The sequence below is a fragment of the Telluria sp. ZT3P39 genome (assembly GCF_059685935.1).
Genome location: NZ_JCASIH010000017.1, coordinates 35,178 through 55,079, shown reverse-complemented (window position 1 = coordinate 55,079; position 19,902 = coordinate 35,178). Strand labels below are relative to the sequence as shown.

Sequence of the window (19,902 nt, the reverse complement as noted above, 5' to 3'; positions counted from 1 at the left end):
GCGTCACCCGTTCAGGATGCGTTTGAATTCGTCCGGGGATACCTCACCCAGTCCCAGGCTGGCCAGGGTGCGCGCCTCCGCGGTGAAGTCGCGGTCGAGCAGGCCGCTGGCGATCACGATCAGCGCATCGGCCGTGGGCGTGGGCACCCCCATCAGGCGGCCGATCGAGGACAGCAATGCCAGGCCCATCGGCACGTCTTCGGTGATGAAGCGCGTTTGCAGGGTAGTCGGTCCCTTGGGCCCGCCCTCGGCGGCGTAGCGGCGAAATACCGACAACGAAGGCTGCGACAGGTCTTCTTCGTTGCGGAACTTGCATTCGTCGAAGTAGGGCGAAGGCTTGCCGCCGGTTGCAGCAATGACGGCGCTCTTTTCCGCATCGAGCCGGTACAGCAGGTTCAGGACGGAAGGTGTAAACGCTTCGCGGTACATCCAGAATTCGCCCTGCGCATATTCGATGCGGCTGGCCGACAGCAGCGAGCCGATGGTGTGCACGATCAGGTTCGGATTGTGCATCGCCGACTCGACGACATTGCTGCGCGTTGCGACATAGGTCGGGAACAATTGCGCGGCGCGTTGCAGTCCTTCGGCGGCACGCTCGCGCGGCAGGAAGGCCAGCGCATTGCGCGTATTGCGGAACAGCACATTGATCACGCCCGGCGCGGTGATGCGCGCATCGTAGGGCAGGCTTTCGCCTTCGGCCAGCAGGAACCCTTGCTGCGCCTGGTAGGGCAGGAAGTAGCAGGATCCCATATAGCCGGGCGCCAGCAGCACCAGCTGGTGCGCCTTCAAGTAGGGGCCGATCAGTGCGGCGATGTCGGCATGGCAGTGGGTCTGGGTGGTGATGTAGACGACGTCCGGCGTGACGGCAAAGGCTTCGTCGACGTCGCGCGTGGCCAGCGCGATCGAGGCCATGCTGGTCTCGCCTCCTTTGGGATTGCTGACGATGCGGATCGTGCGCGATTCGCGCACCGTGTCGAAATTCTCGTCATGCAGCGAGTGGGACGTCTTGAACAGGACGACGCGGTTTCCCTCTTGCGCGAGGATGGCGCCGAGCGCGCATCCGGCATTGCCTGCACCAACCATTAACACGTTCATGCGTCCTCCATTCGACCAAGCAAGGGCACGACGCGGCGCGCGTCAGCGACCCCGTCCGCAAGGCAGCGGCGGCTTGATTAACAGGTTCATCAGAAGCGGCTGGCTGCTCATCGATTAAATTTAAGATAAGTTTGTTCATTTGCGAAGTCAACCGAATTCCCGCCTGAGCTGGACAGGCGACGACGCAGAAATCCAACGAACATTTCCGCCGTTCACCTTGCTAGAACGGCGGAAGCCGCATGGGCTCTAGCATGTGCCGCCGCGGCGCCTTGCCCCTTGTCATCAAATAAAAAAACGCCTGAAGAGCTCGCACTCTTCAGGCGTTTCAATGAGCCGACAGTCTGCTTATTCGACCGTCACCGACTTCGCCAGGTTACGTGGCTTGTCCACATCGGTGCCACGCGCCAGCGCGGTGTGATAAGCCAGCAGCTGCAGCGCGGCCACGTGCAGGATCGGCGACAGGTCGCCATAGTGTTCCGGCAGGCGGATCACGTGCACGCCGTCACCGGAGGTGATGCGCGAATCGACGTCGGCGAACACGTAGAGCTGGCCGCCGCGGGCGCGCACTTCCTGCATGTTCGATTTCAGCTTTTCCAGCAGCGCATCGTTCGGGGCGATCGTGACGACCGGCATCTCTTCGGTCACCAGCGCCAGCGGGCCGTGCTTGAGTTCACCAGCCGGATAGGCTTCGGCGTGGATGTAGGAAATTTCCTTGAGCTTCAGCGCGCCTTCCAAGGCGATCGGGTAGTGCATGCCGCGGCCCAGGAACAGGGCGTTTTCCTTGCGCGCGAATTCTTCGGCCCAGGCGATGATCTGCGGCTCGAGTGCGAGCACCGCGGAGATCGCGACCGGCAGGTGACGCATCATCTTGAGGTGCTGGCCTTCGGCTTCTTCGGTCAGGCGGCCGTTGACTTGCGCCAGCGTCAGGGTCAGCAGGAACAGGGCCGCCAGCTGGGTGGTGAAGGCCTTGGTCGAGGCGACGCCAACTTCGACACCGGCACGGGTGATGTAGTTCAGCTTGCACTCGCGCACCATGGCGCTGGTCGAGACGTTGCAGATGGTCAGCGTATGCGGCATGCCCATGCTGCGTGCGTGCTTGAGCGCGGCCAGGGTGTCGGCGGTTTCGCCACTTTGCGAAATCGTCACGACCAGGGTCTGCGGGTGCGGCACGCTGTCGCGGTAGCGGTATTCGCTGGCGATCTCGACGTTGACCGGGACCTTGGCGATGGATTCGATCCAGTATTTCGCGGTCAGGCCGGCGTAATAGCTGGTGCCGCAAGCCAGGATCAGGACGCGGTCGATTTCCTTGAACACGCCGTAGGCGCCGTCGCCGAACAGTTCCGGCATGATGCCGGTGACGCCCTCTAACGTGTCGCCGATCACGCGCGGCTGCTCGAAGATTTCCTTCTGCATGTAGTGGCGGTACGGGCCCAGCTCGGCTGCGCCGGTGTGGGCGTGCACGGTTTTCACTTCGCGCTCGACCGGCCGGCCGTCGACGTCGACGATCCAGTAGCGCGCCAGTTGCAGGTCGACCACGTCGCCTTCTTCCAGGTAGATGATCTGGTTGGTGGTGCCGGCCAGCGCCATCGCGTCGGAGGCGACGAAGTTCTCGCCTTCGCCCACGCCCAGGATCAGCGGCGAGCCCTGGCGGGCCGCGACCACACGGTGCGGTTCTTCGCGCGAGAACACGGCGATGGCGTAGGCGCCGTGCAGGCGTTTCACCGCCTGCTGGACGGTCTCGAACAGGTCGCCGGTGTACATGTGGTCGACCAGGTGGGCGATGACTTCGGTATCGGTCTGGCTGGTGAAGACGTAGCCGAGAGCGGTGAGTTCGGCGCGCAGCTCGTCGTGGTTTTCGATGATGCCGTTGTGGACGAGGGCGATGCGGGCATTGTCTTCGGCCGGCGAGAAGTGCGGGTGGGCATTGTGCGAAGCCGGTGCGCCGTGGGTGGCCCAGCGGGTGTGGGCGATGCCGGTAAAGCCTTCGAGGCGCGCTTCACGCACCTGCGACTCGAGCTCGGCCACGCGCGAGGTGCTGCGCGAACGGGTCAGCTTGCCGTCCAGGTGCACGGCAACGCCGCAGGAGTCGTAACCGCGGTATTCGAGGCGCTTCAGGCCCTCGATCAGGACTGGAGTGATGTTGCGCTTGGCGACTGCACCGACGATACCGCACATAGATTGACCTCGTTTAAAAATTAGCAATTAATTCTATCGTAGAGCAACTACGATGAAATAAGCTTTCAGATTTCGGTTATATTTGACAGATTATTTCATGCGCAACCAAGGATGAAATATTATTTCATTTAGATCGCACTTATTTGTTATTTATTTCAAACCATGTCAGAACAATTACTTCTCGACGAGCTTGATCGTCGCATCCTCAATGCCTTGCAAGCTGATGCATCGCATACGAATGCCGAATTGGCGGAACTGGTGCACGTGTCTCCGCCCACTTGTCTGCGCCGCGTAAAACAGCTCACCGAGAATGGTGTTATCGAGCGGCAAGTAGCGATCGTGTCTCCGGACAAGCTCGGCGCCCGCCTGACTGCCATCGTCGAGATCACGCTGGACGTGCAGGCTGCCGAGCGCATGGATGAGTTCGAACGGCTGGTGGCGGTAGAAAGTGCCGCCCTGCAGTGCTACCGCGTCACGCCCGGCCCCGATTTCGTGCTGGTCGTGCAGGTGGCGGACATGCCGGCCTACCACGAGCTGGCCCACCGCCTGTTCACGGCGCATGCCAACGTGCGCAACGTCAAAGCCTATTTCTCCACCCACCGCAGCAAGTTCGACACCCGCGTCGCGGTGTAAGCTGCTGTGGATAAAGCTGTGGATTAGCAGTGGAAGCACCACGGGACAAGCACGGTACAACCCTGTGCTTATCCTGTGCGTTGGCTGTGAATGGCCGGTGGGTTACTTCTTGGCCTTCACCGGACGGGTCCATCCGTCGATGGTCATCTGCTTCGGACGCGAGATGGTCAGCTTGCCAGCCGGCGCATCCTTGGTGAGGGTGGTGCCCGCGCCCAGGGTCGCGCCCTTGCCGACGGTGACCGGCGCCACCAGCTGGCTGTCGCTGCCGATGAAGGCGTCGTCTTCGATCACGGTGCGGAATTTATTGGCGCCGTCGTAATTGCAGGTAATGGTGCCGGCGCCAATGTTCACGCGCGAACCGACCGTGGCGTCGCCCACATAGGCCAGGTGGTTGGCCTTGCTGTGCGCGGCCACCGTGCTGTTCTTGATCTCGACGAAGTTACCCACATGGACGTCCTCGCCCAGCTCGGTGCCCGGGCGCAGGCGCGCGTAGGGGCCGATCTGGGACTGAGCGCCGACGACGGCCTGTTCGATATGGCAGAAGGGCTTGATGGTGGCGCCCGCGCCGATCTTCGTATTCACCAGCACGCAGTGCGGGCCGACGGTGACGCCGTCCGCCAGCTCGACCCGGCCTTCGAACACGCAGCCGACGTCGATGGTGACATCGCGGCCGCAAATCAGTTCGCCGCGCACGTCGATGCGGGCCGGATCCATCAGGGTGATCCCTTTTTCCAGCAGCGCGTTGGCAATATTCAGCTGGTGACGGCGCTCGAGCTCGGCCAGTTGCACCTTGCTGTTCACGCCCGCCACTTCCCATTCGGCCGAAGGCTGGGCCGATACCACCGGCACGCCATCCGCGACGGCCTGGGCCACGATATCGGTCAGGTAATACTCGCCCTGCGCATTGTTGTTCGACAGCGCGGACAACCATTTTTTCAGATGCGGCGTCGGCACGACCATGATGCCGCTGTTGATTTCGCGAATGGCACGCTCGGCCTCGCTGGCGTCTTTTTCTTCGACGATGCGCACGATGCTGCCGTTCTCGCGCACGATGCGGCCCAGCCCGAACGGGTTGGCCTGCTCGACGGTCAGGATGGCGAGCTTGTCGCTGCCGGCGGCTTCGACCAGGCTGGCGAGCGAGGCGGCGGCGGTCAGCGGCACGTCGCCGTACAGCACCAGGGTCGGCACGTTTTCATCCAGCTGCGGCACTGCCTGCATGACCGCGTGGCCGGTGCCGAGCTGCGGCTGCTGCAGGGCCGTATCGATCGCGGTACCGGTCGCCGCGGACAGCTTGGCGAGCATCTCCGGCACCGCTGCGCCCCCGTGACCGTAAATCACGCATAATTTACTCAAGGATAAGGTTCGCGCCGTATCGATGACATGCTGCAACAGCGGCTTCCCCGCCAGTGGATGCAGGACTTTCGGCAGCGCAGATTGCATGCGCTTTCCCATGCCGGCGGCGAGGATCACAACGTTCATAAGCCGTTCTCAAAAAGTTGATAATATGAAAAAGTTTAACACGCCAGACAACTTGCTCCGGCGCACGATTGCGCTCTTCATGGTTGCCGTGCTCGCCCTTGCGGCAGGCTGCAGCTCGGTCAAATTCACCTACAACCAAGGAGATACCTTACTGTATTGGTGGATGGATTCCTATGCCGACCTGGAAGGCCAGCAAGCCGACATCGCCAAGCGCGACATCGACAACCTGTTCAAATGGCACCGCCAGACCCAGTTGCGCGACTACGCGGCCCTGCTCGGCGGCTTCCAGCGCCAACTGGCCGGAAGCCCGACCCAGGCCGATTTGCTCCATGCCTACCGCGAGATCCGCATCCGCGGCGAGCGCCTGGCTGCGCGCGCCGTGCCGGAAATCACCACCCTCGCACTGTCGATCAAACCGGACCAGATTGCTAACATCGAGCGCAAATTCAATTCGAAAAACGAGGAATACCGCAAGAAATTCATCCAGGGCAGTATCGAAAAACGCCAGAAAGCCCGTTTCAAGAAGTCGATGGAGCAGTTCGACCTGTGGTTCGGCAATTTCAGCAGCGAACAGGAAGCGACCCTGCGCCGCGCCTCCGACGCCCGTCCCCTGGACAACGAAGGCTGGCTGGAAGAGCGGGTCTGGCGCCAGCGCCGCATCATCGGCACCTTGCGCAAGATTCAGCAGGAAAAGATGAACCGCGAGCAGGCGACCGCGCAGATCCAGGCCATGCAGCGCGAGTTGTTCGCCCGCTTGGAGTCGCCGGAACGCAAGGCCTTCTATGACGCCAGCGCCGACCAGACCACGAAATACATCCTGACCGCGATCCGCATTGCGACCCCGGCGCAAAAGAAGCACGCGCAGGAGCGCATGCAGGGCTGGATTACGGATTTCCAGGGCCTGGCAGCCGGTAAATAGAGCTGGGCGGAAGGGCAGGGCGCGGCCATATCGGCGCTGGCCCCCATGCTATAGTGCCGCCCATGCAAAAAAAGCCAGCCAAACCCAAGGCCCACGGCGCCCCGCGCCTGGCGCCGCGCCAGGTCCGCATCATCGGCGGCGCCTGGAAACGCGTCCTGCTCCCGGTCCTCGATGCCGAAGGCCTGCGTCCCACGCCCGACCGCGTCCGCGAGACGGTTTTCAACTGGATCAACCACCAGCTCGGCGGCGATTGGGGCAATGCCGCCTTCCTCGACCTGTTCGCAGGCTCCGGCGCCCTCGGTTTCGAAGCGGCCAGCCGCGGCGCGGCCTCGGTGACCATGGTGGACAACCATGGCCCGGCAGCACGCCAGCTCGACGAGAACCGGGAGAAACTGAAAGCGGCCAATGTGCGGGTGCTGCGCACCGATGCGCTGGCGCTGGTGAAAGACCTGGCCACCCGCGGCCAGCGCTTCGACGTGATCTTCCTCGATCCGCCTTACCAGCTGGGCCTGCTCAGCCAGATCCTGCCGCTGTGCCCGGCCATCCTGAACGAAGGCGGCCTGGTGTATGCGGAAACCGGCGAGCCGCTGCCGCAGGAAGGCGACGACGTTCCCGACTGGCTGCTCGGGTGGGACGCCATCCGCGCCGACAAGGCCGGCATGGTCTATTACTACCTGCTCAAAACGCACGAAGAACTGGCCTGAGCGCCAGACCAGCCCTTATTCTGCACAAGGATTGGGCAGACACCGCCCCAGGCTGGGGCGGCTGCCGGATTTTCAGGCATAATGCGCGTTCCGATTAGGTGATTCTCCAGGGAGCCGCAATGGTTGTAGCCGTTTATCCAGGTACTTTCGATCCGCTCACGCGTGGCCACGAGGACCTCGTTCGCCGTGCCTCGGGCCTGTTCGACCGCCTGGTAGTTGGCGTGGCCGACAGCAAGAACAAGAAGCCCTTCTTCTCGCTCGACGAGCGCCTGGAAATCGCCAATGAAGTGCTGGGCCATTATCCGAACGTGCAGGTGGAGAGTTTCTCCGGCCTGCTCAAGGATTTCGTGCGCAAGCATGATGCGCGCGTGATCGTGCGCGGCCTGCGCGCAGTGTCCGACTTCGAATACGAATTCCAGATGGCGGGCATGAACCGCTATTTGCTGCCCGATGTCGAAACCCTGTTCCTGACCCCGTCCGACCAGTATCAGTTCATCTCCGGCACCATCGTGCGCGAGATCGCGATGCTGGGCGGCGACGTCTCCAAATTCGTCTTCCCGTCGGTGGACCGCTGGCTGCAAAAGAAAATAGCGGCCATCAAGGCCGCGGCGCCGGAAGCCTGAGCGAGCAATAAAGAGAGCACAGCATGGCCCTCCTGATTACCGACGATTGCATCAATTGCGACGTCTGCGAACCCGAATGCCCGAACGACGCCATTTCGATGGGCGCCGAGTTCTACCAGATCGATCCGCATAAATGCACCGAATGCGTCGGCCACTTCGACGAGCCGACCTGCCAGGTATTGTGCCCGGTCGCCTGCATCCCGCTCGACCCGGCCTGGCGCGAAACGCGCGAAGAGCTGCAGGCGAAATACGAACGCCTCACCGCCGACAAGGCAAACGCTTAGATTTCCAAGCCGGCTACCCAGCCGGCTTTCTTTTTTCCCGTCCCTGGCCTGACCTGGATGCACCGCCCATGTGTGCGGACACGCGCATAAGACGGTTTTTCTGCGTGCTATCCTGATTTTCATGGATACACCCATCGAGCCCAAGGAAACCGTTCCCTCCGCCCTGCACGAGCACGTCGGAACCGTGTCCGATTTTTATGCCCGGCATGAACAGGAAGCCACGGCCGGACAGCGCCTGTTCGAAAAGATCAGCCTGGTCCTCGGCACCCCATCCTATGTCGGCGCCAACCTGGTAGGCGTCGTCCTCTGGATCGGCTGGAACCTGCTCGCGCCCGACCTGGGCTTCGACCAGTGGGACGAGCCGCCCTTCTTCTGGCTGCAGGGCTTCATCGCCCTGAACGCCTTCGTCATCTCCACCGCCGTGCTGATTCGCCAGAACCGCATGTCGGCCCTGGCCAACCAGCACGCCCACCTCGATTTGCAGGTCAATCTGCTGGCGGAAGAAAAAAGCAGCAAGATCATCGCGATGCTGGAAGAACTGCGCCGCGACCTGCCCAATGTCCGCAACAAGGTCGACCGCGAGGCCGAAGAGCTGTCCAGGCCGACCGATACCGAAGCCGTGCTGTCGATCATCGAAGAGTCGGGCGCCCAGCTCAACTGCGAACGCAAATAGTCGACTCCAGGCCGGCTTTCGCATCTGCGATTACCAACACTCATCCATCAAGAATGAGTGAACGTGAACTGCGTGTAATAGGAGTCATTGCTAGTCCTATTGCAAGGAAACTGCATTTATGTATGCCAATTCACCGAATTGTTAGCCGACCGCAGGCATGCCGTCATGCATTTTGCTTCTTGCTTCTATTGTTGATATTGTTGAGCCATCTTCACTACAACGTCGCTTAACACCTCAGCAACCACAGATATTCGCGCAAGACCCACATTCGCCGTTGTTGACTCTTTGTGAACTTTGTTAAATCAAACCAACGAGAAAACCCCGGTAACGAAGAGTCGTCTTCGAACTATTCACGGACGGTCGATACCGAGAGGGAAACGGGAAAAAATGGACGTAAAAAAACGCGGCGTCCAGGTCGGAGGCCGCGTCAAACAGAAAGGGGCGGGAATCAGTGGCGCTTGACCAGGTGCAGCTTCTGCGGGCGGGGGCGCACGGCCAGCATGGCGGCGCGGCCGAGTCCCACTAACAGGGGGCGGAACACCATGGCCGCCCCGCCAAGCAGCGCCAGCACGACGGCGCTACGGACGAATTGGGCCACAGGCAGGGCGCTCAAGGCGCTGCCGGCGGTCTGGATCAGGGTGAGCATGGAAGACATCCCGACAATATAGTGCGATGCAACATATAAATCTAATTCCGTTCACTGATGACGCTTATGCCTTCTGTGAATAGTTGCGGTACACTTCCCCCATCCTCCGACCTGCCTTTATTCGTCCATGAGCTTTCTCACGCTTGACCTGAACCTGCTGCGCGTCTTCGACGCGGTGATGACCGAGCAAAACCTCACCCGCGCGGCCGGCCACCTGGCCATGACCCAGCCCGCCGTCTCGAATGCGATCAAGCGCCTGCGTGAAAGCCTCGGGGACGAACTCCTGATCCGCACCGCCTACGGCGTCAAGCCGACCCCGCGCGCGGAAGCGCTGTGGCCGGCCGTGCGCCAGGCCCTGGCCGCGCTGGAAGCGGCCGTGATGCCGGAAACCTTTGACGTCTCGAAGGCGCAAGCCACCTTCCGGATGGCGATGGCCGACGCCACCGCCGCCCTGTGGCTGCCTTCGCTGATGCGCTCGATCGAACGCGAAGCGCCGGGCGTGAACATCCGCATGGTGCCCCTCACCACGCGCGAGCCGCGGCCGATGCTGCTGCGCGGCGACATCGACCTGGCGGTCGGCTTCTTCCCGGGCGTGGCGGCGCAATTGTCCTACGAGACCGGTTCGCCGATCCGCCACGAGCGCCTGTATTCGGGGGTGTATGTGTGCGTGATGCGCAAGGACCATCCGCTGGCCAAGGAAAAGCTCGACCTCGACACCTATTGCAAGGCGAATCACTTGTTGGTGAGCTTCTCGGGCCGTGCCCACGGGCTGGTCGATGAAGCGCTGGCCCAGATCGGCCGCGAGCGCCGCATCCTGCTGACGGTGAACCAGTTCTTCACGGCAGGGCGGGTGGTGGCGAATTCGGATTTGATCACGGTGCTGCCGAAGCACCTGATCGCCTCGACCGGCTCGACCGATGCCCTGATCTGGCGCGAGCTGCCTTTCCAGCTGCCGGCCGTGCACCTCGACATGCTCTGGCACGAGCGCGACGGACGCAGCCACGCGCACCGCTGGCTGCGCACCAATCTGGAAAGCCTGGCAGAGACCGCGGCGCCGAAGACCGGCGCACGCAAAGTGGAGTGATTGGGGTTTCGTAGGGTGGTCGGCTTCGCCGACCGCGCGTTCAGCCAGCAATAGAATAGCCGTGCCAGTATTGAATACGTGATTTGAACGCGCGGTCGGCAGAGCCGACCACCCTACCAGATCACGCCTACCTGATCGGCAGCTTGGTGGTGTTCTTGACCTCTTCCATCACTGCATAGGTGTGCGTCTCGCGCACGCCTTTTTGCAGCAGGGTCTTGCCCAGGAATTCGCGGTAGGCCGCCATATCCTTGACGCGTGCTTTCACCAGATAGTCGAAGCCGCCTGCCACCATGTGGCATTCCAGCACTTCCGGGATCATTTGCACGCTTTGTTTGAATGCGTCGAATACTTCGGGAGTGGTACGATCGAGTACCACTTCGATGAAGACCAGCAGCGAGACGTCCAGCAGCTGCGGGTTGAGCTGGGCCGTATAGCCCATGATGTAGCCGGACTCGTGCAATTTGCGCACGCGCTCCAGGCAAGCGGCAGGAGAAAGATTCACACGGGCGGCCAGCTCGACGTTGCTGATGCGGCCGTCGTTTTGCAGCTCTGCCAGAATTTTCTTGCTGATCTTGTCGAGCATGGTCATCTCCTGCCATGTAAATATTATTTGGTCAGATTGTCTCATCAAAAACTATCTATTGCTAGTCTGTCGTAAAAACAGAATTAATCCAGAAGATTTCCTTCTACAATCGAATCATTCCACTGAATCATTGATCGACTCCCGGAACGCGCCGGCTGCCTGTTGCGCAGCGCGGCGTTTTTTGCTGGGCGGTCGACCACACCCGTTTCCCTTTTAGAAGAATTCGCCATGCAGACTGCCGCCCTTCCTGCCACCACTTTCGTTCCCTTCGACGCCCTCCAGCGCGAGCTCAAGCACGACCAGACTCCCCTGCGCGCCGCCATCACGGCCGCCTACCGCCGCGAGGAGTCCGAAGCCGTGCAGTGGCTGCTGGCTGAAGGAGCAAGCGCCAACGGCGACGCCCATCAGCTGGCGCACCGCCTGGTCTCGAGCGTGCGTGAAAAGCGCACCCGTTCCTCGGGCGTGGACGCGCTGATGCACGAGTTCTCGCTGTCGTCGGAAGAGGGCGTGGCGCTGATGTGCCTGGCCGAAGCGCTGCTGCGCATCCCGGACAGCGAAACGGCCGACCGCCTGATCGCCGACAAGATCAGCCGCGGCGACTGGCGCAAGCACCTGGGCGAATCGCCTTCGCTGTTCGTCAACGCCGCCACCTGGGGCCTGCTCATCACCGGCAAGCTGGTCTCGACCAGCAGCGAAAAGAACCTGGGTTCGGCGCTGACGCGCCTGATCGCCAAGGGCGGCGAACCCTTGATCCGCAAGGGCGTGGACATGGCCATGCGCATGCTGGGCAACCAGTTCGTCACCGGCCAGACCATCGGCGAGGCGCTCAAGAACAGCCGCGAGAACGAAACCCGCGGCTACCGCTATTCCTACGACATGCTGGGCGAAGCCGCGCTGACCGAAAACGACGCGAAGAACTACTACGCTTCGTACGAAACCGCGATCCATGCGATCGGCCGCGCCTCGAACGGCCGCGGCATCAAGGACGGCCCCGGCATCTCGATCAAGCTGTCGGCCCTGCACCCGCGCTACAGCCGCTCGCAGCATGCGCGCATGATGGGCGAACTGCTGCCGCGCGTGCGCAGCCTGGTGCTGCTGGCGAAGAGCTACAACATCGGCATCAACATCGATGCGGAAGAAGCCGACCGCCTCGAGATCTCGCTCGACATGCTCGAAGTGCTGGCCTTCGACCCGGAGCTGGCAGGTTTCGAGGGCATCGGCCTGGTGGTGCAGGCTTACCAGAAGCGCTGCCCCTTCGTGATCGATTATCTGGTCGACCTGGCCAAACGCAGCGGCCAGAAATTCATGGTGCGCCTGGTGAAGGGCGCCTACTGGGACGCCGAGATCAAGCGTGCGCAAGTCGAAGGCATGCCGGGCTATCCGGTCTATACCCGCAAGGTTTACACCGACGTGTCTTATCTCACCTGCGCGCGCAAGCTGCTGGCGGCCGCCGACATCCTGTATCCGCAGTTCGCCACCCACAATGCGCATTCGCTGGCGGTGATCTACACCTGGGCCAAGGCCGATGGCGTAAGCAACTACGAATTCCAGTGCCTGCACGGCATGGGCGAGACCCTGTACGACCAGGTGGTCGGCAAGGACAAGCTGGACAAGGCCTGCCGCATCTATGCGCCGGTCGGTTCGCACGAAACCCTGCTGGCCTACCTGGTGCGCCGCCTGCTGGAAAACGGCGCCAACTCCTCGTTCGTGAACCAGATCGTCGACGAAAGCGTCGCCATCGATTCGCTGCTGGCCGATCCGTTCGACCAGGCGCGCGCCGCCGGAGGCAAGCCGCACCCGGCGATTGCCCTGCCGCTGCAGATGTTCGGCGCCGAGCGCGCGAACTCCGCGGGCCTGGACCTGGTCAACGAAAACACGCTGCGTATCGTCGCCGACGGCCTGGCCCAGCAGCGCCGGCACATCGCCGCCCCGCTGATCGCAGGTACGGTGGCAGCGGGCGAACACGCGAACATCGTCAATCCGGCGCAGTCGACCGATGTCGTCGGCCAGGTGGTCGAAGCCTCGCGCGCCGACGTCGAGACTGCGCTGGTCGCTGCCAGCGCCTTTGCCGGCGAATGGGAAAGCACGAGCGCCGACAGCCGCGCCGCCATGCTCGAGCGCACCGCCGATTTGTTCGAACAGAACGGCCTGGAACTCATGGCACTGGCCGTGCGCGAAGCCGGCAAGTCGCTGCCGAATGCGATCGCCGAACTGCGCGAAGCGGTGGACTTCCTGCGCTATTACGCGGTACAGGTGCGCGCATCGCAAGCCGATGGCGCGCTGGGACCAGTGAGCTGCATCAGCCCCTGGAACTTCCCGCTGGCGATCTTCACCGGCCAGGTGGCAGCGGCGCTGGCCGCCGGCAACGTGGTGCTGGCCAAGCCGGCCGAGCAGACTCCCCTGATCGCACACCGCGCGGTGGAACTGTTCCATGAAGCTGGCTTCCCGCGCGCGGCGATCCAGCTGCTGCCGGGCCGCGGCGAAGTGGTGGGCGCCGCCCTGACCGCGGACGCCCGCGTCAAAGGTGTGATCTTCACCGGCTCGACCGAAGTGGCGCAGCTGATCAACCGTACCCTGGCCAAGCGTGCCGAAACCGAGGGCATCGACATCCCGCTGGTGGCCGAAACCGGCGGCCAGAATGCGCTGATCGTCGATTCGTCGGCGCTGCCGGAGCAGGTGGTGTCGGACGTGCTGTCCTCGGCCTTCGATTCGGCCGGCCAGCGCTGCTCGGCGCTGCGCGTGCTCTTCCTGCAGGAAGACATCGCCGACAAGACCATCAAGATGCTCAAGGGCGCGATGCAGGAACTGCGCGTGGGCAGTCCGGACCGCCTGGCGACCGACATCGGCCCCGTGATCGATGCCGAAGCCCAGCGCAACCTGCTGGCCCACATCGAACGCATGCGCGCCACCGCACGCAGCCACTTCGCGCTGGAACTGCTGGCCGGCGTGGCGGACAGCGGCACCTTCGTGCCGCCGACCGTGCTGGAAATCGGCTCGCTGGCGGAGCTCAAGCATGAAGTCTTCGGCCCAGTGCTGCACATCGTGCGCTACCGCCGTGCGGACCTGGCGAAAGTGATCGACACCATCAACGCCACCGGCTACGGCCTGACCCTGGGCGTGCACTCGCGCATCGACGAGACCATCGACTTCATCGTCGCGCGTGCGCACGTCGGCAACATCTACGTGAACCGCAACATCGTCGGCGCGGTCGTCGGCGTGCAGCCGTTCGGCGGCGAAGGCAAGTCCGGCACCGGCCCGAAGGCCGGCGGCCCGCTCTACCTGAAGCGCCTGCAGCGCAATGCTGCGGCGCTGATGCAGCACAGCCGCGCAGTCGACGCGGGCCTGGAAGCCCTGCTGGGCTGGATGCGCGCCAATGGCCACCAGGACGTCGCCCTGCTTGCCGACGGCTACGGCCGCACTGCGCTCACCGGCGTCGAGATGGTGCTGCCGGGTCCGACCGGCGAGCGCAATACGCTGGCGTTCACCTCGCGCGGCACCGTGCTGTGCGCGCCCGCCACGGCTGCCGGCCTGCTCAACCAGGTGGCCGCAAGCCTGGCCACCGGCAACCGCGCGCTGGTACTGGCGGCGCCGGAACTGATCCCGGCCAACCTGCCGGCGCTGGTGAAGGAGCGCGTGCGCTTCGTCGGGATGGATGAAATCGATGCGGGCGAATTCCAGGTCGCGCTGGTGGAAGCCGGCTTGGGCGGTCCCCTGCGTACCAAACTGGCGGCGCGCACCGGCGCGATCGTCGGCATCGTCGATACCGATGCTGCCAGGCCGGTTGCCCTGTGGCGCCTGGTGGCCGAGCGCGCGGTCTGCGTCAACACGACCGCGGCTGGCGGCAACGCAAGCCTGATGACGCTGGGGGTGTAATTATCGAAGTAGGAGTATCGTAGGGTGGCCGGCTTTGCCGGCCGCGCGTTCAAGCAGCCTTACATGGCCGATAAGTATCGATTCACCGTGTCGTTGAACGCGCGGGCGGGAGAACCCGCCCACCCTACCGATTCATTGCAGCAGAAGCACCGTAGCAGCTGGAGACAATTCTTATAAATGGAGGCAGACATGCTAGTAGGCGTACCAAAGGAGATCAAGAACCACGAGTACCGGGTCGGGCTCACGCCCCCGTCGGTGCGCGAGCTGACCTTGCGCGGAGTCGACGTGATCGTGCAGCAGGGCGCCGGCGAGCAGATCGGGTTGTCGGACGAGCAGTACGTGGCGGCCGGCGCCACCATGGTCGCCACGGCCAAGGAAATCTTTGCGCGCGCCGACATGGTGGTCAAGGTCAAGGAACCGCAGCCGACCGAGTGCGCGATGCTGCGTGAAGGGCAGATCCTCTACACCTACCTGCACTTGGCTCCCGATCCCGAGCAGACCGCGGCGCTGGTGAAATCCGGCGCGGTCTGCATCGCGTATGAAACCATCACCGGTGCCGGCGGCGGGCTGCCGCTCTTGGCGCCGATGAGCGAAGTGGCCGGCCGCATGTCGATCCAGGCGGGCGCCGCCCACCTCGAGAAATCCAAGGGCGGCATGGGCCTGCTGCTGGGCGGCGTGCCGGGCGTGGCGCCTGGCCACGTAGTCATCATCGGCGCCGGCGTGGTCGGCACCAATGCGCTGCAGATGGCGGTCGGCACCGGTGCGCGCGTGACGGTGCTCGACAAGAACGTCGACCGCCTGCGCCAGCTCGATCTCGTCTACGGCAACCGTATCGCCACGGTGTACTCCAACGCGCATGCGATCGAAGAAGCGGTTCTATCCGCCGACCTGGTGATCGGCGGCGTGCTGGTGCCGGGCGCCGCGGCGCCCAAGCTGGTCACCCGCGACATGATTGCGCGCATGAAGAAGGGCGCGGTGGTGGTGGACGTGGCGATCGACCAGGGCGGCTGCTTCGAGACTTCGCACGCCACCACCCATGCCGACCCGACCTTTGTCGTCGACGGCGTGATCCACTACTGCGTGGCGAACATGCCGGGCGCGGTGGCGCGCACCTCGACCTTTGCGCTGAACAACGCCACCATCGGCCATGCCGTGGCGCTGGCGACCAAGGGCTGGCGCCAGGCATTGCTTGACGATGTCCACCTGCGCAATGGCCTGAACGTTTGCCAGGGCAAGGTGACCTACCAGGCCGTGGCGCGCGACCTCGGCTACGACTACGTACCGGCCGAGTCGCTGCTGGGCTAGAAGGACGCTTGCGCCAGATCCCGGCACACGCGCCGGGTAATGTGGAAGGCATACTGCGCGGCCACCGATTTCACGAAACGCATGAAATCGATGGCCGCGTTTTCATTGGCGTTGTCGGAAATCGTGCGGATCACCGCGCAGGGCACGCCCAGCTCGTAGCACACCTGCGCCACCGCGGCGCCTTCCATTTCCACCGCCACCAGCCCGCTCAAGGCCGCGTTGAGGCCCTCCAGGTGGGCGCGGTCGGTCATGAACTGGTCGCCGCTGGCCACCAGGCCGCGGTGCACGCGCGGCTGCTGCAGGCGAAATGCGCGGCGTTCGGTTTCGCTCACCGCGTTTTCGAAATGGTGCTCCAGAAAATCATGGGCGGCGCGCGACAGGTGCATCGACAAGTGCGGATCGGGCTGGAAGTGGCTCATGCCCGTCAGCGGCACCTCGAAACGCGGGAACAGCGGGCTGGCGTCCATATCGTGCTGGACCAGGGCTTCGGCCACCACGATATCGCCTACCTGCACGGTTTTGTCCCCGGCGCCGGCCACGCCGGTGAACAGGATGTGGGTAACTCCGAACTTTTCCACAAGCGTGGTGGCAGTCATGGCCGCCGCAACCTTCCCAATTCGCGACAGGACGCACACAGCGTCGATTTCCCACAGCTGTCCACTGCGGTACTCACGTTTTCCGTGGATGAGCGTGGCGGGGCCTCTCATGGCCTCCACGAGCCCCTGCTGTTCTTCCGCCAGTGCGCTGATGATCCCTAACCGCATGATTTTCTACCGTGATTGCCGGATCGCGATGATAACCGGCGCGCACAGCCCGGGCGAAAAACCCCGGGCTGCCGCGCCAGGCAGCGCTTATTGCACCGTCAGCGCCACGTCGTCCACCAGGAAGGTCGTCTGCAGCGACGAATCCTCGGCCGCGGCGAAGAAGACCTGCACCGTCTGGCCCTTGTAGGCCGTCAGGTCGATGGTCTTCTGCACATAGCCGGTGCCCTTGTCCAGGTTCGAATAGGTGGCCGGCGTGGCCAGGATCGTGCCGCCGCTGCTGCGTACCTGGAGCTTGAGCGTGTCGAAGACGGAGGTCGTCGTCGTTTCCGCCGACCCGACCTGCAGCCAGAACGACAGCGTCACGCTGGCCGCGCTCGAGGGAATCGCGATTTGCTGGTACAGGTTGTCGGTGCGGGTCGCGCCGGTGCCGGCAAATTTCGCTTCCCAGCTGCCGGTGCGCGGCACGGTGGCCGCCACGTTGTTGATGATGCCGCTGCCGCCGCTCCAGGACACCGCACCCGACTCGAAGCCCGGATTGGCCAGCAGCTGGGTGCCGCCGCCGCCGTTGGTGATGCTGAACGCCGCCGCGTTCGAGCTGCCGACGTTGCCGGCCGCGTCGTACGCCTTGGCCACCAGGGTGTGGCCGCCGTCGGCAAGCAGGGTGGAATCCAGCGTCATCGAATAGGGCGAAGCGGTATCGGTCCCCTTCAGCAGGTTATCCACATAGAACTCCACCTTGCTCACGCCCACGTTGTCGCTGGCGCTGGCCGACAGCGTGATGGTGCCGCTGGTGCCGGACTCGCTGGCGCTCACGGTTGGCGCGACCGTGTCGCCGGAGGCTGCCGTCTGCGTCACCCAGATCGGCGCCGACCACAGGATCTTGCCGTCGCTTTGCGTGATCTTCGCATAGTAGAAATGCTCGCCCAGGCTTGGCGTGATGGTGGTGCTGGCCGTGCTGGACAACTGGGTCACGGTGCCGTTGCGCTTGGGGACGCCCTCGAAGATCGCGACCGTCGATACGGTCTTGCCGGAGGTGTTGGCAAAGTTCGCCACCAGGTTCAGGGAACCGCTGTTGGTGATGCGCTCGCCCATCACGCTCCCGTTCGCGGTGAGCACCAGCTGCGAGGTCTTGTCCATGGTCGCGAACACGCGCCGTGCGCGCAGCGCGTCGACAAAACTGGTGTTGCTCAAGGCCGTGCCGGTGGGGATCAACACGCCCGTGCGGTTGGTGTAGGACGCGCCCCAGTTGGCGCAGTGGTTGTCCTGGTTGGTGGAAAACGCGACGTGAAAGCCCGCCTCCAGCGCTTTTTTACAGGCGCTTTCATAGGTGCTGCGGCTGGTTTCGGATTCCGTGGTGTTGGTCGAGAAGGCCGAGGTGTTCATCACTTCGCACAGCACCATGGCCTCGTCGCCATCGGCCGTATAGCCCAGCGCCACGCCGTTGGCGAGGAACTGGCCGCTGGTCTCGGGATGGTTGAACTGGCCGATGTAGCCGCGGTTCTTCATCAGGGTGTAGAGCGCCGGATAGTCGGTCTTGGCGGTGAACGCATCGCCCAGCAGCTCGTTGCTGGCGTTGTATTCCCATTGCAGCAGTTCGGTGCTGTTCAGGATGTTGAGGTGGCCGCCATTGCTGATCACGCCCCATTCCAGGCCGTACACCGCGAGGAAGTTCGGATTGGCCAGGTTGAAGTCCGAAGCCGCTTTCAGGCCGGCCGCATACAGCGCCTTGGCGGTCGCCGGGCTGGCCGAGGTGTTGGTCGAGCTCGAACCGTCGTACATGTGGTTATGCTCGGACGCCAGCAGGATGTCCAGGCCCTTGTTTTTGGCATAAGTGAAAGCGTCGGTCGGTCCGAGGGCGCCGGTCTGAGGACTTTGCGAGCTGGTGCAGGAAGCCAGTGCGCCGCCGCCGTCGCTATGGTTGGTCTGGCTGTGCAGGTTGGCGTAGTAGACGGTGTAGGGCAGCGAGGCGGTGGCCGGCACCGAGGCGGGCGACACCGTACCCGGAATCGATTGGCTCGTGCCCGATTTTGCGGCAGGCTTGGTGTCCTGGCTTGCACCCGTGGGCAGTGGCTGGAAGGCCGGCATCGGCGCGGCGCCTGGGTCGCCGACGGCGATGTCCCAGCTTTGCTCGATGCGGTGGCCCTGTTCGCCCTGCAGTAAAGCGTCGATCTCCTCGCTGGCAAGCTTGCGGTTGCCGCGTGCATCCTTTTCCTTCGCCACGGCGATCAATCGCACCTGGTAGATGCCGTCACGCAGGGCAGGGTCGCTGCTGCGTCCCGCCCACTTCACCTTGACGTCGACCGGCTTGTTCGACAGCAGTTCGCTTCCTTGCCAGCGCTCGATCACCCGTTGCGCCGGGTCGACCAGTTCCAGCCGCCAGGCGATGTCGTGGGCCTGCTCGACGAAAGGATAGCTGAAATTGAGCGCAAATAAGCGCCCTTCCTGTGCAGATGCCGTCGCATTGTACGGCGCATGCAAGGTCGCTTCGAACTCCCGGTGATCCGCTTCGGAAGCAAAACCCGCGTGGCTGAAGCCAAGCGCCAAAACCAGTGGAAGCAATTTCAAGGTGCGAACGTGGTGCATGTGAGTCCCCTCTTTTCTCTTTTGTTATGAAAAGTACAAAGTCTGACAACAATGCATGACACATTGATGACAAACAAGCACTTTCTGAGAGGAACTGAGCAGTTGTTGTCAATACGCCATAAAGAGGAATCCGAATGGCTTGGGGCAATGAACTGTGCATAAGGTCCAGCTTGTTCACAGTGTTCGTCCATTTTTTGCGGATGTTGATCGCGATCTGCCGGCAATAGCGCCATGCGCAGCTGCGGCCAGGCGAGTTCTTCCATGGATATCCACCGTTTGATCGAGCTCATGGATCGCCTTTTCCCTTGCAGTTGCCTTCCCGTTTTGCTTGTCTTACCGGTGGAAGGAGGGCAAAGCCGTCCTTGGGGTTTTCCAAAGCCGGCAGTTCAGGGGTTTAGTTAACTAAGATGTATATATAAAACTAGTAGTAGTTAGTAAACGTGGGCTCTTCTGTTGATAAGTCGCGTTTACTCCACAAG

At 63.0% G+C, this 19,902-nt stretch carries 17 protein-coding genes; 9 read left to right on the top strand and 8 right to left on the bottom strand.

All coding sequences use genetic code 11. The features are described from left to right. Positions 1 to 3: 3 nt before the first annotated feature. Positions 4 to 1,095 carry an NAD/NADP octopine/nopaline dehydrogenase family protein gene (locus AC56LR_RS15845; protein ID WP_497131783.1) on the bottom strand — a complete coding sequence of 364 codons (1,092 nt, stop codon included), beginning with the start codon at positions 1,093 to 1,095 and terminating at the stop codon, positions 4 to 6. Positions 1,096 to 1,440: 345 nt separating this feature from the next. After that, positions 1,441 to 3,270 (bottom strand): glutamine--fructose-6-phosphate transaminase (isomerizing), encoded by a 1,830-nt coding sequence (glmS, locus tag AC56LR_RS15840; RefSeq protein ID WP_497131782.1) that lies wholly within the window; start codon positions 3,268 to 3,270, stop codon positions 1,441 to 1,443. A gap of 162 nt (positions 3,271 to 3,432) precedes the next feature. Between glmS and AC56LR_RS15835 the strand changes: the two genes are divergently transcribed. Beyond that, positions 3,433 to 3,903, top strand: coding sequence for an Lrp/AsnC family transcriptional regulator (locus tag AC56LR_RS15835; RefSeq protein WP_497131781.1), 471 nt, complete (start codon positions 3,433 to 3,435; stop codon positions 3,901 to 3,903). Between the two features lie 102 nt (positions 3,904 to 4,005). Here AC56LR_RS15835 and glmU read toward each other — a convergent pair whose 3' ends face one another. Next, the gene (glmU, locus tag AC56LR_RS15830) at positions 4,006 to 5,382 is read right to left on the bottom strand and encodes a bifunctional UDP-N-acetylglucosamine diphosphorylase/glucosamine-1-phosphate N-acetyltransferase GlmU (protein ID WP_497131780.1); all 1,377 of its coding nucleotides are present in this window, start codon (positions 5,380 to 5,382) and stop codon (positions 4,006 to 4,008) included. A gap of 163 nt (positions 5,383 to 5,545) precedes the next feature. Here glmU and AC56LR_RS15825 point away from each other — a divergent pair, with 163 nt between their 5' ends. The 5 genes from AC56LR_RS15825 to AC56LR_RS15805 all read left to right on the top strand — a co-directional run bounded on the left by AC56LR_RS15825 (position 5,546) and on the right by AC56LR_RS15805 (position 8,585). After that, positions 5,546 to 6,301, top strand: coding sequence for a DUF6279 family lipoprotein (locus AC56LR_RS15825; RefSeq protein WP_497131779.1), 756 nt, complete (start codon positions 5,546 to 5,548; stop codon positions 6,299 to 6,301). Positions 6,302 to 6,363: 62 nt separating this feature from the next. Then, positions 6,364 to 7,005: a 16S rRNA (guanine(966)-N(2))-methyltransferase RsmD gene (gene rsmD, locus AC56LR_RS15820; protein WP_497131778.1), complete on the top strand. Its 642-nt coding sequence runs from the start codon at positions 6,364 to 6,366 to the stop codon at positions 7,003 to 7,005. Positions 7,006 to 7,124: 119 nt separating this feature from the next. Continuing rightward, on the top strand, positions 7,125 to 7,628 hold the full coding sequence (gene coaD / locus AC56LR_RS15815; RefSeq protein WP_497131777.1) for a pantetheine-phosphate adenylyltransferase: 504 nt from the start codon (positions 7,125 to 7,127) through the stop codon (positions 7,626 to 7,628). 23 nt (positions 7,629 to 7,651) lie between these two features. Next, positions 7,652 to 7,912, top strand: a complete 261-nt coding sequence (locus tag AC56LR_RS15810) for a YfhL family 4Fe-4S dicluster ferredoxin (RefSeq protein ID WP_497131776.1) — start codon at positions 7,652 to 7,654, stop codon at positions 7,910 to 7,912. A 121-nt stretch (positions 7,913 to 8,033) separates the two neighbouring features. Beyond that, positions 8,034 to 8,585 carry a DUF1003 domain-containing protein gene (locus AC56LR_RS15805; protein ID WP_497131775.1) on the top strand — a complete coding sequence of 184 codons (552 nt, stop codon included), beginning with the start codon at positions 8,034 to 8,036 and terminating at the stop codon, positions 8,583 to 8,585. A 448-nt stretch (positions 8,586 to 9,033) separates the two neighbouring features. Here AC56LR_RS15805 and AC56LR_RS15800 read toward each other — a convergent pair whose 3' ends face one another. Beyond that, entirely contained in the window at positions 9,034 to 9,231 is a 198-nt protein-coding gene (locus tag AC56LR_RS15800; protein WP_497131774.1) for a hypothetical protein, read from the bottom strand. A 127-nt stretch (positions 9,232 to 9,358) separates the two neighbouring features. Here AC56LR_RS15800 and AC56LR_RS15795 point away from each other — a divergent pair, with 127 nt between their 5' ends. Next, positions 9,359 to 10,315, top strand: coding sequence for a LysR family transcriptional regulator (locus AC56LR_RS15795; protein WP_497131773.1), 957 nt, complete (start codon positions 9,359 to 9,361; stop codon positions 10,313 to 10,315). Positions 10,316 to 10,442: 127 nt separating this feature from the next. On the opposite strand, the gene AC56LR_RS15790 is transcribed toward AC56LR_RS15795, so the two are convergent. After that, on the bottom strand, positions 10,443 to 10,898 hold the full coding sequence (locus tag AC56LR_RS15790) for an Lrp/AsnC ligand binding domain-containing protein (RefSeq protein ID WP_005664065.1): 456 nt from the start codon (positions 10,896 to 10,898) through the stop codon (positions 10,443 to 10,445). Positions 10,899 to 11,126: 228 nt separating this feature from the next. On the opposite strand from AC56LR_RS15790, the gene putA reads away from it, so the two are divergent. Both putA and ald read left to right on the top strand, forming a co-directional pair. Next, positions 11,127 to 14,771 (top strand): trifunctional transcriptional regulator/proline dehydrogenase/L-glutamate gamma-semialdehyde dehydrogenase, encoded by a 3,645-nt coding sequence (gene putA / locus AC56LR_RS15785; RefSeq protein ID WP_497131772.1) that lies wholly within the window; start codon positions 11,127 to 11,129, stop codon positions 14,769 to 14,771. A gap of 189 nt (positions 14,772 to 14,960) precedes the next feature. Next, positions 14,961 to 16,076: an alanine dehydrogenase gene (gene ald / locus AC56LR_RS15780; protein ID WP_497131771.1), complete on the top strand. Its 1,116-nt coding sequence runs from the start codon at positions 14,961 to 14,963 to the stop codon at positions 16,074 to 16,076. Here the strand turns inward: ald and AC56LR_RS15775 are convergent. The 3 genes from AC56LR_RS15775 to AC56LR_RS15765 form a co-directional block, all read right to left on the bottom strand. Next, a complete protein-coding gene (locus tag AC56LR_RS15775; RefSeq protein ID WP_497131770.1) occupies positions 16,073 to 16,840 on the bottom strand; it encodes a 5'-methylthioadenosine/adenosylhomocysteine nucleosidase in 768 nt (255 codons plus the stop codon). The two genes, ald and AC56LR_RS15775, sit on opposite strands and share 4 nt — an antisense overlap. 87 nt (positions 16,841 to 16,927) lie before the next feature. Continuing rightward, positions 16,928 to 19,423, bottom strand: coding sequence for a CehA/McbA family metallohydrolase (locus AC56LR_RS15770; protein ID WP_497131769.1), 2,496 nt, complete (start codon positions 19,421 to 19,423; stop codon positions 16,928 to 16,930). Beyond that, complete coding sequence (locus AC56LR_RS15765) at positions 19,402 to 19,686, bottom strand: hypothetical protein (RefSeq protein ID WP_497131768.1); 285 nt, start codon at positions 19,684 to 19,686, stop codon at positions 19,402 to 19,404. The genes AC56LR_RS15770 and AC56LR_RS15765 overlap by 22 nt, the downstream gene beginning before the upstream one ends. Between the last annotated feature and the right edge of the window lie 216 nt (positions 19,687 to 19,902).